Here is a 13,487-nt window from a genome sequence, read left to right as displayed (position 1 = left end):
CCTTTCAGTAAGCCGGTAAGGGGACTACTTGTGGCGGTGGTAGAAGGGCAGGGGCACGACCTCGAAGGGCTCGGCCTTGCCTCGCAGGTCCACCTCCAGCGTGGTGCCGAGCTCGGTGAACTCGCTCTCGACGTAGGCCAGGGCGATCGGGTAGCCCAGGGTGGGGCTTGGCGCCCCGGAGGTGACCTCCCCGACCACGGTCCCGTTCTTGAGCACCCGATAGTGGCTGCGGCCGGCGCGCCGGCCCAGGCCCTTGAGGCCCACCAGGCGCCGGGGCGTACCGCAGGCCCTCATGGCCTCGAGCGCCGGGCGGCCGATGAAGTTCTCCTGCTTCTTGAAAGACACGACCGCCCCCAGCCCGGCTGAGAACGGATCGGTCTGCCGGGAGAGCTCCTGGCCGTAGAGCGGCATCCCGGCCTCCAGGCGCAGGGAGTCACGGCTGGCCAGCCCGCACGGGATCAGCCCGTGTCCCTGACCGGTCTCCAACAGCGCATCCCAGAGGGACGCGGCCTGGGCGTTGGGCACGTAGAGCTCGAACCCGTCCTCACCGGTGTAGCCCGTGCGGGCCAGCAGCACCGGGGTCCCGGCGACGGGGACGGCTGTGGCGGCGTAGTACCTCAGGCCTGTGACCAGCTCCTGCTGCGCGGCCGGGACCAGCTCCAGCACGAGCGCCTCGGCGGCCGGTCCCTGGACCGCGACCAGGGACGTCTCGGCGGACTCGTTGACGATCGCCACGTCGAAATCGGCCGCCCGTTCCTCCAAGGCGGCGACGACGGCCGGTGCGTTGCCGGCGTTGGGCACCACCAGGTACTCGTTCTGCGCCAGCCGGTAGCTGATCAGGTCGTCGATGATCCCGCCCTCAGGGGTGCAGATCAGGGAGTACTTGGCCCGCCCCACGGCCATCGCGGCGAGGTTGCCGACCAAGGCCGTGTTCAGGAACGTGCCCGCGTCCGGTCCCAGCACGCGCACCTCACCCATGTGGGAGAGATCGAACAGCCCGGCCGTCTGGCGCACAGCTCGGTGCTCGGCCAGCTCGGAGGCGTACTTCAACGGCATGTCCCAGCCCCCGAAGTCGGTGAAGGAGGCCCCCAGGGCGGCGTGCTGCTCGTGCAGGGCGGTGTGTCGGGAAGTGGTGCTGACAGTCATGTCGGTGCCTTTCGTGGCTGCGCCGGTTCAGTCTTCGAAGGCCTGGGGGGCCGGGCAGGAGCAGATCAGGTTGCGGTCCCCGGCCGCACCGTCGATCCGGCCCACCGGAGGGAAGTACTTGTCCTGGCGCAGCGAGGCGACCGGGAAGGCGGCCTGCTCGCGGCTGTAGGGGCGGTCCCAGTCGGTGGCCGCGACCGCGGTCGCCGTGTGCGGGGCCCGGCGCAGCGGCGAGTCCTTCACGGTGAACTCCCCGGCCAGGACCTGGTCGATCTCTTGCCGGATCGCGATCATGGCCTCGATGAACCGGTCCAGCTCGGGGAGGTCCTCGGACTCGGTGGGTTCGACCATCAACGTCCCGGCCACCGGGAAGGACAGGGTGGGGGCGTGGAAGCCGTAGTCGATCAGGCGCTTGGCCACGTCCTCGGCGGTGACCCCCGTCTTGGCGGTGAGCTCGCGCAGATCCAGGATGCACTCGTGGGCGACGAGGCCCCGGTTGCCGGTGTAGAGGACCGGAAAGTGCTCGGTCAGGCGGGCCGCGACGTAGTTGGCCGTCAGCAGCGCGGTCTTGGTCGCGTCCGTGAGGCCTTCGGCGCCCATCATCGCGATGTAGGCCCAGGAGATCGGCAGCACGCCGGCGGAGCCATACGGGGTGGAGGTGACCGGTGTGCCGGCGCGCCCGTTGGACTCCCCGGCCGCGACTCCCGGCAGGAACGGCATGAGGTGCTCGGCCACGGCCACGGGGCCCACGCCGGGCCCGCCGCCCCCGTGGGGGATGCAGAAGGTCTTGTGCAGGTTCAGGTGGGACACGTCCCCGCCGAAGCGGCCGGGCTGGGCCAGCCCGACGAGGGCGTTGAGGTTGGCGCCGTCGATGTAGACCTGGCCGCCGGCGGCGTGAATCTTGTCGCAGACCTCGCGCACGTCGGCGTCGTACACCCCGTGCGTGGAGGGGTAGGTGATCATGATGGCGGCCAGCTGGTCGCGGTGCGCCTCGATCTTGGCGTCGAGGTCCGCGGCGTCGATGGTGCCGTCGGCGGCCGTCTTCACAACGACGACCTTGAGCCCTGCCAGCACGGCGGAGGCGGCGTTGGTGCCGTGGGCGGAGGCGGGGATCAGGCAGACGGTCCGTTCGGTGTCGCCGTTGGCGAGGTGGTACTGGCGGATGGCCAGCAGCCCGGCGTACTCGCCCTGGGAGCCGGCGTTGGGGGCGATGGAGACCCCGGCGTAGCCGGTGACGGCGCACAGGCGCGCCTCGAGGTCGGCGATGAGCTCGCGCCACCCGGCGGTCTGGTGGCCGGGGGCGAAGGGGTGGATGCTGGCGAACTCCGGCCAGGAGATGGATTCCATCTCGGCGGTGGAGTTCAGCTTCATGGTGCACGAGCCCAGCGGGATCATCGTCCGGTCCAGGGCCAGATCCCGGTCGGCGAGCCGGCGCAGGTAGCGCAGCATCTGGGTCTCGGAGCGGATCGTGTTGAAGATCGGGTGCGTCAGGTACGCCGAGGTGCGCACGAGCTCCGACGGCAGGGCGTAGTCCCCGCCACGCAGTTGGTCCTGTGCGGTATCCACCGCCTGCTCGGCGTCGGCGACGCCGAAGGCCTCCGCAACTGTCACCAGGTGCTCAAGCGTGGTCGCCTCGTCGGCCGAGACCGAGACGGTGTCCTCATCGACCAGGCGCAGGTTCACACCTCGCGCCTCGGCGGCCTCGACCACTGCCGTGGCGCGGCCTGGCACGCGGGCGCGAACGGTGTCGAAGAACTGCCCGGTCACCAGCTCGATGCCGGCCCCAGCCAGCACCGCGGCGAGGGTGCGGGCGTGGCGGTGAACGCGCTGGGCGATCGCCTTCAGGCCGGCCGGGCCGTGATAGACGGCGTACATGGACGCCACGACAGCCAGCAGCGCCTGGGCGGTGCAGATGTTGGAGGTGGCCTTCTCCCGGCGGATGTGCTGCTCACGGGTCTGCAGGGCCAGGCGGTAGGCCGGCACTCCGGCGTCGTCGGCGGACACGCCCACCAGGCGGCCCGGCAGGGAACGCTCCAGGCCCGGACGAACGGCCATATAGGCAGCGTGGGGTCCGCCAAAGAACAGCGGGACCCCGAAGCGCTGGGTGTTGCCCACGGCGATGTCCGCACCCTGCTCCCCGGGCGGGACGATCAACGCCAGGGACAAGATGTCGGCGGCCACGGTGACCATGGCCCCGCGGTCCTTGGCCGCGGCGATGGCCGACGCGTGGTCCACGACCGCGCCGTTGTCACCTGGTTGCTGGAGCACGATCCCGGAGATCTCACCCGTGGGCAGCCCCGCGGAGAGGTCAGCGACCTCGACCTCGAAGCCCAGGGCCTCGGCCCGGCCCTTGACGACGGCGATGGTCTGCGGGAAGAGGTTCACGTCCAGGACGGTCTTCGCCTCGGCCCGGGCCTTGTTGGACCGGCGCATCAACAGCACGGCCTCGGCCACGGCGGAGGCCTCGTCGAGCAGCGAGGCGTTGGCCACCGGCAACCCGGTCAGATCCGCCACCATCGTCTGGAAGTTCAGCAGCGCCTCCAGACGACCCTGAGAGATCTCCGGCTGGTACGGGGTGTAGGCGGTGTACCAGGCCGGGTTCTCCAGGACGTTGCGCAGGATTACCGGCGGGGTGAGAGTGTCGTAGAAGCCCTGGCCGATCATCTGGGTCTTCGGAACGTTCTTCGAGGCCAGCATGCGCAGGTCCCGCAAGACCTCTGCCTCGGCGCGTGGCGCAGGCAGATCCAGCGGTGCCTTCTGGCGGATGTCCGCGGGCACCGCGGCATCGACCAGCTCTTCGAGATTGTCGTAGCCGAGGGTGTGCAGCATCGACGCGGCGTCGGCGTCGGAGGGGCCGATGTGGCGGTGGGCGAAAGCGTGCTCGTCGCTCGCGCGCACAGTGGTGGGGCGAGCCAAGATGATCGTCATAGAGGAACTCCAGAATTCTGCGCGGTCGCCGCGCGGCTTCTTGGTTCCTCCCCGATCTGTTGCACAGCCTGAGAGTTTCCGCCCCACCCAGACAGGGGCGGGGCTTGCTCCTTCGGCGAGCACGACAACGTGCTACTTTCCAGATGCGCCTCGTCGCGGCGGTACGGGGCCTGAGAGTTTCCCGGGGAGGAAATTGCTCCTTCGGCGCCCGACCGATCGTGCTGGACGGGACTCTCCCGCCGCGCTTCAACGGCCATATAGGTTTGTGACTGCGGTCACAAGGTAGTGGAACCATCCGACGTGTGCAACAGCTTCACCACGCTCCCGCGCCATGAGCGCTCCGCCCTCACCTGACGGTGGGCACACGGATCCGTTTCCGCAACGTGGTGCGGGAAAGTGCCGGTTGCGCACGGGATCGGCCGGCGACGGCAGTCGTGGCACGGTGAGCTGGCGCTTCAGATCGTCGTGGCAACCTTCCGGCACGGACTCCGCGACAAGGTGCCGCAGAGAGGACATCACCTGGGCCCGCACGCTGATGACGCTCTCTGAAGCTCAAGTCGAACCAGAACGGCTGCGGGGCCAACGCCACCACGTTGCTGTCGAACTCCAGCGCCTTGCTGTCGAAGTCCAGCGCCATGACGTGGTCGCGCTCGAGCCAGGACTCATAGCCCACGTGTGCGCCCACGGTGGCCGACCCCCACAGGCTCGCCAGTTCCGCTGGCCCCGGTAGGACGGGAACTCCCGCACGGGACGACCGTGCTCCAATGCCACCTCAGCGCCAGCTTCGAACTATGCGTCGCGCGCGACATCTGCAGGGGGACATAGCGCAGTACAAACCCGTCCCGAGTCGGTCTCCTAGGGCGTGTCTCTTAATGCGTTGAGCCAGATGGTGATCGCTCGCAGGAGAACTCCGCCGCGGTAGGTCAGGGCGAGCTTGTCGTAGCGGGTGGCCAGGGCGCGCCACTGCTTGAAGACGTTGAAGGAGCGTTCGACGACGTTGCGCCGCTTGTAGGCCTCGGTGTCGTAGGTGACGGGCCGGCCGCCGTTGGAACCGCGGCGTTTGCGGTTGGCGATCTGGTCGGAGCGTTCGGGGATGACGGCCTGGATGCCGCGCCGGCGCAGCAGCGCCCGGTTCGCCCTGGAGGAGTAGGCCTTGTCGGCCAGGGCCCGCACCGGCGTGGTCGGGCCCGCCCAGGGCCCAGCCGGGGCACGCGCACAGAGTTCATGAGGTGCTCGAACATTGGCGAGTCCCCGCCCTGCCCTGGCCCGAGCACCATCACCAGCGGGCGCATGTTGCCGTCGCAGACGTGGTGGATCTTCGTGCTCAGTCCGCCGCGGGAGCGGCCGATGGCGTGGTCAGGCGGCTCCTCGTCCAGTTTCATGTAATTCGACAGGTCCCCCTGTGTCCCTCGGGAGGTTCGTGGCGTGCTGGTGGGCACGGTTGATCGTGGAGTCGATCGACACCTCCCAGTCGATCAGCCCGGCCGCGTCCGCCTGCGCGAGCATGGTGGTGAGGATCTTGTCCCAGGTCCCGTCGCCGCTGAAGCGGCGGTGCCGCTTCCACACCGTCTGCCACGGGCCGAAGCACTCGGGCAGGTCCCGCCAGGCGATCCCGGTGCGGTAGCGGTAGACGATGCCCTCCACCACCGCGCGGTGGTCCCGGAACCGCCGTCCCCGACGGCCCTCCGAGGACGGCATCAACGGCTCGATCAACTCCCACTGGGCATCCGTCAGCACGGCAGTACGCGACACCCCCGCAGCGTTTCAGCCCAACGGCTCGACTATTGGGAGACACGCCCTAGTCGCTGCGGCCTGAAGGGTCAAGCCGACACCCGCCCAGTCCACGCCACCCACGCACCGACCAGGGGAGGCGCGCTGCTCACTTCCAATGGGGCTTGCGCAGGTCGCTGCTCAGGTCCAGTGGGAATTGCTCAACTTCAGTGGGGCTCGACACGCGGTGATGTATCGGATGAGATACGCAGACGACGTTTTGTCATAAGGATGTGGTGCTTATCGGATCGTCCTCGACGGGGTGGTTCGGACCATGCCCATGCGGCGAGCTTCGGGCTTACGCCCCCGATGAGGCTGATCCGACGCTGCAACGCTGTAGGGCAAGGTTTATTGCTGCAGCTTGACGACGTACTCGTAGAGGCTCCCCGGGGACGCGCTTCTGACGTACTCAATGGGCTGGCCTCGGTGGTCCATGGTCCAGCGATAGGTGCTCAGCAACGGGCTGCCCTCCGGAACCTCCAGGGCCTGAGCCTCGCTGGCGGTCGCAGCTTCGGCCCTGATGATCTCAGTGGCTTCGCTCGGCCTGAGGCCAAAGGTTTCGTCCATCAAGCGGTAGAGGGATTGCCTCTCCGTGAGGGCCTCCGTGGTGACCGCGGTCGCCAGCGCGTCTGGAACCCATGACTGCATGAAGCCGAATGGCTGGCTGTTGGCTGTGCGGACCCGTTCGATCAGCCAGAGGTGCGCACCCGGTAGAAACTTGCGCGCGGCGTCCGGCGCGCTGGGGTCGACGCATACGCGCACCGCCCGAATGCCAGGCTGCATCCCGAGGTCGGCGATGATGTCGGTGAAGCTCTTGAGGTCGCCGAGGACGTGACTGACGCCTTGTTCGGCGACGAAGGTGCCTTTTCCTTGCTGCCGGCGCACCAGGTTGGCGTTCGAGAGCGTGTCCAGGGCGCGCCGGATGGTGTTCCGGGAAACTCCGTAAGTACCCATGAGCTCGAGCTCGCCGGGAAGTTGTGTGCCCGGCCCCCAGCGTCCGCTGGAGATCTCCTCGCGCAAGAGTTCGGCGACGCGTTGATGTGCGGTTGTCATCTCAGGCTCCCTGTCGCCAGTTGACCGCGGAGCGGCTGGAATCCAGGTACGGCCGGCCGTCCGACGACTCGTCACAACTTGTTCTAACAAGTGTTGACACTTGTTGGTACACATCCTAGTGTTCCACGTCACCAGCCGGGTGGCCAGAGTCGGCCGCCGAGACGAGGGGACACGATGACCGCACAGGAACTGTCCGTGACGAGGGAGCCGGCAGCCGGCTTCACCCGGCTGAGGGAGAAGATCCTCGGCTCGCTGGCCGCCGCCACCATCGGTGACGCCCTCGGTGCACCGACCGAGCAGCGCAGCATCGCCGAGATCCGTCAGACCTTCGGCGGCCGGGTCGAGACTTTCTTCGCCCCGCCGATGGACTCCCCGTACGCCAAGGGCCGCCGCGCCGCGCAGATCACCGACGACTCCAGCCAGATGATCCTGCTGGCCGAGGCTCTCGTGCGCGGCGGAGGAACCGTCACGGCACGGGACGTGGCGGACATGCTCATCACCTGGTCCCGGAACCCTGACTACTTTCCCCACTTCGCGGGTCCGAGCACGCGCAAGGCCATCGACGCTCTGAAGGCCGGCGCAGATCCAGAGACCATCGGACGAGACGGCCGTGAGGCGACGGTCGGGGCCAGCAACGGTGGGGCCATGCGCGTCGCTCCTGCCGGCCTGGTACACCCTGGCGACATCGAGGCTGCCGTCAGGGTCGCCGCCGTGACGTGCCAGCCGAGCCACTTCACATCGATCGGGGTCTCCGGCGCGGGTGCCATCGCCGCCGCAGTCGCCGTAGCGCTTCGCGACGACGCAACGATCCTCGACGTCGTCCGCGGAGCGCTCACCGGCGCCGACCTCGGCCACGAGATCGGCGCAACCGAGGGGCGCGAGGTCGCCGGCGCCCTGGTACGCCGCCGCATAGAGCAGGCCGTCCAGATCGCCTCGACAAGCCCGGACCTCGACACCGCCATCACCGAGATCGCCGCGTGCGTCGGCACAGGCTTGCACACCTCCGAGGCGGTTCCCGCGGCGATCGGCTTCTTCGTCGCCGCTGCCGGTGACCCTTGGTGGACCGCCGTGGCTGCCGCCAACGCCGGTGATGACTCCGACACGGTCGGCTGCATGGCCTCGGCGATCGCCGGTGCGTACAGCGGCTTCGGTGCCGTGCCGAAGGACAAGTTCGCGGAGGTCGTACAGGCGAACGACCTCGACCTGGAACAGCTCGCCAACGACGTTACCCGCGTCGCCCAGGCAAACCTCTAACCCCCAACCCCCCACGTTCAAGGAGTCGATCATGAATCGTCGGACGACGGCTCTCACAGGCCTCATCTGCGCCTCGACGCTCGCGCTCGTTGCCTGCGGCCCTGCCAACAGCGGTGGCGGGGCCGGCGACGGCGGAGGAGCCGAGCTGCGCGCGGGCGAGTCTTACGACCCGCGCGCCTTCGAGGGCGCCGAACTGAACCTGTTGCTCATCGAGCATCCCTTCGTCGCGGCGCTCGAGCCGCTACTCCCTCAGTTCGAGGAGGAGACGGGGATCAAGGTCAACATCGAGGTGCTCAGCGAGCAGCAGGGCTTCGACAAGCTGCAGGCCGACCTCTCGGCGGGAGCCGGCAACTACGACGTCTTCATGACCGACCCCCTGCACAACTGGCAGTACGCCGCCGCCGACTGGCTTGAGCCCCTGGAGGGGTACGTCGAGAACGACGCGGTGACCATGCCTGAGTACAACGTCGAGGACTTCATCCCCGGTATCTACGACGCCGGACGCTGGAACCGCGAACTGCTCTCGGGCATCGGTGAAGGATCCACGTGGGCGCTGCCGATCAACTTCGAGGCCTACAACCTCACCTACCGTCCCAGCATGCTCAAGGCGGCCGGGGTCGAGGTGCCGCAGACCTACGAGGAGCTGCTCGACGCCACCACGGCGCTCAGCGAGACGCTGGAGGGCAACCAGTACCCCGTCGTCACCCGGTTCGACAGGTACTGGGACCTCACCTACCTGACTTTCGGGTCCATGGCGCAGTCCTACGGCGTCGAGCTGTTGGACGAGAACGGCGAGGTGGCCATCGCGTCCGACGCCTCCGTCGAGGCCTCTGAGACGTTCGTGGAGATCATCAAGGCCGGGTCGCCGGAGGACGCCAGCGCCTTCACTTGGTACGAGGTGCTGCAGGGCATGGCCAGCGGCCGCTTCGCCATGGCAGTGAACGAGGCTGACCTGTTCGCCGCCACGTACGAGAACCCCGAGGAATCCGCCGTCAGCGACGACATCGGCTACGCCATGATCCCCGAGGGGCCCGAGGGCCGAGCGTCCAGCGCCTGGATCTGGCAGGTGAGCATGAGCGCGGCCTCGGAGGACAAGGGTGCCGCGTGGACATTCATGCAGTGGTTGACCAGCCCTGATGTCCTGCTCGAGACCCACATGGCGGGCAACATGAACCCGGTCCGGACCTCGGCCTGGGAGGACCCAGAGCTCTCGGCCATGGTGGACGCCTGGGGCGAGACCCCGGGGCAGTACCGGGAGGTGGTGGAGGCGACCGGAGAGATCGCCGCCATACGCTTCCCCCCGCACCCCGAGCTGACCCGCGTCCTGGACATCTGGGCGGAGGCCCTCCAGAAGTCCTACTTCGACGGCAAGACGGAAGAGAACCTGCAAGCCGCCGCCGACGAGATCTCCACGATCCTCGCTCCCTAACGCAACACCCGTGGTCGCTGTTCGAAGGAGAACTATGTCGACGTCGCTCAGGCCCGCACCTGCGCCGACCCGGTCACCAGGCGTGGCCGTCCCCGAGGGGGCGGCCCGCCGTGGCGGGGCACAGCACAGGGCCCGCCGCGCCTACACCCTCATGCTCCTGCCGGCACTGCTGCTGCTGATCGGCATCATGGTGCCCTTCGCCGACGGGGTGTGGGCCAGCCTCACGAACGAGAAGAGCTACAGCCCCACCGCCAGCTTCGTCGGGCTGGCCAACTACGTCGAGCTGTTCGGAGACCCGCGCTTCCTCGGCAGCCTCGGCCGGACCCTGCTGTACGTGGCACTGGTGCTCGCGATTCAGCTGCCGCTCGCCATCGGTGTAGCGGTGCTGCTGGCGCGGACCAGCCTGGGCAGCTACCTCGGCCGCCGCGTCCTGGTCCTGCCGCTGCTGGTCCCGCCGATCGTGGCCGGACTGATGTGGAAGACGATGATGCAGCCGAGCTCCGGGGTGCTCAACTACCTGCTCGGATTCGTCGGAATCGGTCCGTTGCCCTGGCTGACCGACACCACCAGCGCGCTCATCTCCGTGGTCGTGATCGACACATGGGCGTTCCTGCCCTTCAGCACGCTCATCATCCTCGCCGGTCTGCAGTCCCTGCCCCCCGAGCTTGACGAGGCGGCCAAGATGGACGGCGCAGGCCCATGGAAGCTCTTCCGCCACATCAGCCTGCCGTGGATCGCGCCCTACGTCCTCCTCGTCGCGATTTTCCGCGTGGCCGACTCCCTCAAGCAGTTCGACCTCATCTGGCCGGTGACCCGGGGCGGCCCGATCGACTCCACGCGTCTGCTGCACGTGATGGGCTACGAGGAGGCCTTCCGCTTCTCCAGCCCCGCCCGTGCCATGGCGATCATCTTCATCCTCTGGCTCATCGTCTACGTCGTCAGCTTCTGGCTGCTCAAGCTGTGGCGGCGCACCATCAACGCGGTTGGGTGACCCATGTCCCGAAACATCCCGAAGCTCGGCTTTCTGGTCGCCTACGTCGCGGTCATCACCTTCATCCTCTTCCCGATCGTCTGGGTCCTCCTGATGTCCTTCAAGGGGTACGACGACGTCATCGCCTACCCCCCGACCTTCCTCTTCGCCCCCACGCTCGAGAACTACCGGTCCGTGCTCTTCGGCGACTCCGGGGCGATGAGCAGTGGTGCGGGCGAGTTCATGGGCTATCTGCTGAACTCGGTCCTCGTCTCCGGCGGCGCGGTCCTGCTCTCCCTCGCCGTGGGGATTCCCGCCGCGTACGCCCTGGTCCGTGGGCGTACCAAGGGCAGTGAATCCATTGCCTTCACGTTTCTGTCCTTCCGATTCGCGCCCGAGCTCATGGTGATCATCCCGCTGTACGGGATCTTCCAGAACGTCCGGCTCTACGACTCCTACCTCGGGCTGATCCTTGCCCACCAGCTCATCACCATCCCGCTGGTGATCTGGATCGTCCGCACCTTCCTCAACGACGTGCCGGTTGAGATCGAGGAGGCCGGGCAGTTGGACGGCTGCGGGCCGCTGCGGACCCTGGGTCGGGTCGTCCTCCCGGTCATCCGGCCCGGGGTGGCCAGCGCCGCGATACTGGCCTTCATCTTCAGCTGGAACAACCTGCTCATGGGCCTGGTGCTCTCGGGGAAGAACACGCAGCCGGTGACCGTCGGGATCCTTCAGGCCATCGGCTTCGACCAGGTGCGCTGGGGCTGGATGGCCGCCGCCGCGGTGATCTCCGCGCTGCCCGGCATGCTCACCGCCCTGTACATGCAGCGCCACCTTGTGCAGGGTCTGACGATGGGCGTCGGCAAGTAGACACCGATCCTGCCGGCGGGTCCGCCGGCGCAAAAACCAATGAAAGAGGTAAGGCGAGATGACCAGTCCGATGACGGGCCTCGAGGAGCTCCGGGTGATCCAGTCCGGGGTCGCGACCTTCTTCGGCCGGCCCCTGGTGCGACCCGAGGAGATCGGGGCGGCCCGCTGCGCGATGGTCGGCATCCCGTGGGACGAGGGCAACGCGGGCCGCAACGGGGCGAACATGGGCCCGCGCGCCTTCCGCGACGCGTCCAGCTGGTTCCTTGGCTACGACGCCCAGCGCGACTTCGACCTGTGGGAGGCCATGCCCACCGTCGACGTCGGCGACGTGCCCGTCATGCCGCCCAACGCCGAACGGACGATGGACCTGATCGCCGAGCACGTCAGGACGGTGCGCAGGCAGGGTGCCATCCCCTTCTCCGTCGGCGGCAACCATGCGCTGGCGATCGGAGCTGCCCGCGGAGCCGCCTCCACCGTCGGGCGCATGGGCTACCTCAGCATCGACGCGCACCTCGACACGGCCACCGACTGGGCCGGTGAGACCCTCACCAGCGGTTGCCCCACCATGCGGGCGGCCGAGATCCCCAACGTCGACCCTGCCAACGTCGTGGTCTTCGGGATCCACGGGTGGCTGAACCCCAAGGACCAGGTCCAGGCCGCAGCCGAGAAGGGCATCACCTGGTACGGGATGGAGAAGATCGAGGAACTCGGCATCGAACGCGCCATCGCCCAAGCCATCGAGACCGCCAGCGACGGAGTCGACGGGCTGTACGTCTCCTTCGACCTTGACTCCGTGGATGCCTCCGCGTTCCCGGGCACCGGTACACCCGAACCCGGAGGGTTCACCTCCCGCGAGACCCTGAAGATCGCCCGCCTGCTCGGCAGGGCCAACCCGATCGCGATGGACCTCGTCGAGATCGCGCCCATCTACGACCTCTCCGGGATCAGCGTCCGCCTGGCGTGCGGCGTCGCCATGGAGATGCTGTCCGGAGTCTGCGAGGCGTGAGCGGCCGCATCGGCGTCGTCGGCGACGTGGCGTTCGACTACGTCATCGACCTCGACGAGGCCGACGCCCCGGACGAGAAAGTCATCCCCCGGGCCACCGCCAGGCTGCTCGGAGGAACAGGAGCGAACGCGGCCGCGGTGGCCACCACCCTCGGCTCTCAGGTGAGCCTGCACGCAAACGTCGGTGACGACCCGACCGGAGACTGGGTCAGGCGCGCACTCACCGAACGTGGCATCGACACCACCCACGTCGCCGTCAGCCCAGGTACCACCGCGACCGCGACGATCCTTCGTCGGGGCACCGGTCGCACCGTGATCGTCGACATCGGCGTCGGACTTAGCCCACTCGCGAACGCACCGACCGCGGTCGCGGATCTGCGCGCCTGCGACCTCATTTACGTCAGCTATTCCCCAGAGGCCGTGACCCGGCTCATTCGCGAGGGGCTGGGCGACCGCCTCGTCGCGGGCCTCGAGGGCTGGATGCTCGCAGACAACGACTTCCTTCATGCCCTCGCCCGGTGCCGGCTTGTCATCACCAACGACGCCGGCTACGCCGCGCTCACGGCCACCGGCTCAGTCCCACAAGCGCCGGTCGTACGCACCCAGGGTGAGAAGGGGGCAAGCATCCACCATCCCGACGGCACGACCGTGCTCATCCCACCCTTCATCGTCGACGCGGTGGACGCGACCGGTGCCGGCGACTGCTTCGCCGGCACCTTGTGCCACTACGTCGCCCAAGGGACACCTCTCGCTGATGCAGCCCACCTCGCGTCTGCGTCGGCTGCCCTATCCACGACGGCAGTTGGTGCACAGGGACGAATTCCGTCGCCAAACGAGCTGGAGTCCTTGGCAGCCGTACCGGACAGAGACAAACGAGAGAATGGATCTGTCCCTCTGGAGAGGTAGCAACTGGCGTAGCGTCGGTTCTCGGGCTCGGGAGATGAACGAGAGATGCACCTGTTGTGAGAATCTCCCTCGTGGCTGCCGTCACCCTCAGGGGCTCTCGGCATCGGCTCAAGGGATTCCACGCGAGTTCCACGCGTGAGGCCCGATTCCACGCGAGTT

Annotated in this window: 9 protein-coding genes, 1 pseudogene and 1 riboswitch; of the genes and pseudogenes, 6 read left to right on the top strand and 4 right to left on the bottom strand. The window is 68.0% G+C overall.

Features of this window, described 5'->3' with window-relative positions; genetic code table 11:
- Positions 1 to 24: 24 nt before the first annotated feature.
- The 4 genes and pseudogenes from gcvT to ACF0H8_RS18540 form a co-directional block, all read right to left on the bottom strand.
- Positions 25 to 1,146, bottom strand: coding sequence for a glycine cleavage system aminomethyltransferase GcvT (gene gcvT, locus ACF0H8_RS18555; RefSeq protein WP_395290335.1), 1,122 nt, complete (start codon positions 1,144 to 1,146; stop codon positions 25 to 27).
- Between the two features lie 27 nt (positions 1,147 to 1,173).
- Positions 1,174 to 4,071 (bottom strand): aminomethyl-transferring glycine dehydrogenase, encoded by a 2,898-nt coding sequence (gene gcvP / locus ACF0H8_RS18550; protein ID WP_395290334.1) that lies wholly within the window; start codon positions 4,069 to 4,071, stop codon positions 1,174 to 1,176.
- A 149-nt stretch (positions 4,072 to 4,220) separates the two neighbouring features.
- Positions 4,221 to 4,320: riboswitch (glycine riboswitch) on the bottom strand.
- Positions 4,321 to 4,926: 606 nt separating this feature from the next.
- Positions 4,927 to 5,808, bottom strand: a pseudogene (locus ACF0H8_RS18545) (IS5 family transposase).
- A gap of 381 nt (positions 5,809 to 6,189) precedes the next feature.
- Positions 6,190 to 6,894, bottom strand: a complete 705-nt coding sequence (locus ACF0H8_RS18540) for a GntR family transcriptional regulator (RefSeq protein WP_395290333.1) — start codon at positions 6,892 to 6,894, stop codon at positions 6,190 to 6,192.
- A 174-nt stretch (positions 6,895 to 7,068) separates the two neighbouring features.
- Here ACF0H8_RS18540 and ACF0H8_RS18535 point away from each other — a divergent pair, with 174 nt between their 5' ends.
- From ACF0H8_RS18535 to ACF0H8_RS18510, 6 genes are read left to right on the top strand one after another with little or no spacing between them, the layout of a single operon-like run.
- Positions 7,069 to 8,148: an ADP-ribosylglycohydrolase family protein gene (locus tag ACF0H8_RS18535; RefSeq protein ID WP_395290332.1), complete on the top strand. Its 1,080-nt coding sequence runs from the start codon at positions 7,069 to 7,071 to the stop codon at positions 8,146 to 8,148.
- 31 nt (positions 8,149 to 8,179) lie between these two features.
- Positions 8,180 to 9,577 (top strand): ABC transporter substrate-binding protein, encoded by a 1,398-nt coding sequence (locus tag ACF0H8_RS18530; protein ID WP_395290331.1) that lies wholly within the window; start codon positions 8,180 to 8,182, stop codon positions 9,575 to 9,577.
- A gap of 34 nt (positions 9,578 to 9,611) precedes the next feature.
- On the top strand, positions 9,612 to 10,568 hold the full coding sequence (locus ACF0H8_RS18525) for a carbohydrate ABC transporter permease (RefSeq protein WP_395290330.1): 957 nt from the start codon (positions 9,612 to 9,614) through the stop codon (positions 10,566 to 10,568).
- Positions 10,569 to 10,571: 3 nt separating this feature from the next.
- Positions 10,572 to 11,417, top strand: coding sequence for a carbohydrate ABC transporter permease (locus ACF0H8_RS18520; protein ID WP_395290329.1), 846 nt, complete (start codon positions 10,572 to 10,574; stop codon positions 11,415 to 11,417).
- A 58-nt stretch (positions 11,418 to 11,475) separates the two neighbouring features.
- Positions 11,476 to 12,423: an agmatinase family protein gene (locus tag ACF0H8_RS18515; RefSeq protein ID WP_395290328.1), complete on the top strand. Its 948-nt coding sequence runs from the start codon at positions 11,476 to 11,478 to the stop codon at positions 12,421 to 12,423.
- Positions 12,420 to 13,328 carry a carbohydrate kinase family protein gene (locus ACF0H8_RS18510; protein ID WP_395290327.1) on the top strand — a complete coding sequence of 303 codons (909 nt, stop codon included), beginning with the start codon at positions 12,420 to 12,422 and terminating at the stop codon, positions 13,326 to 13,328. Before ACF0H8_RS18515 ends, ACF0H8_RS18510 begins: the two co-directional genes overlap by 4 nt.
- Positions 13,329 to 13,487: the final 159 nt, after the last annotated feature.

Origin of the sequence: Georgenia sp. AZ-5 (assembly GCF_043952095.1) — a bacterium.
Classification (GTDB): domain Bacteria; phylum Actinomycetota; class Actinomycetes; order Actinomycetales; family Actinomycetaceae; genus Georgenia.
The sequence above is the reverse complement of the archived record's forward strand: the minus strand, read 5'-3'. Positions and strand labels throughout refer to the sequence as shown.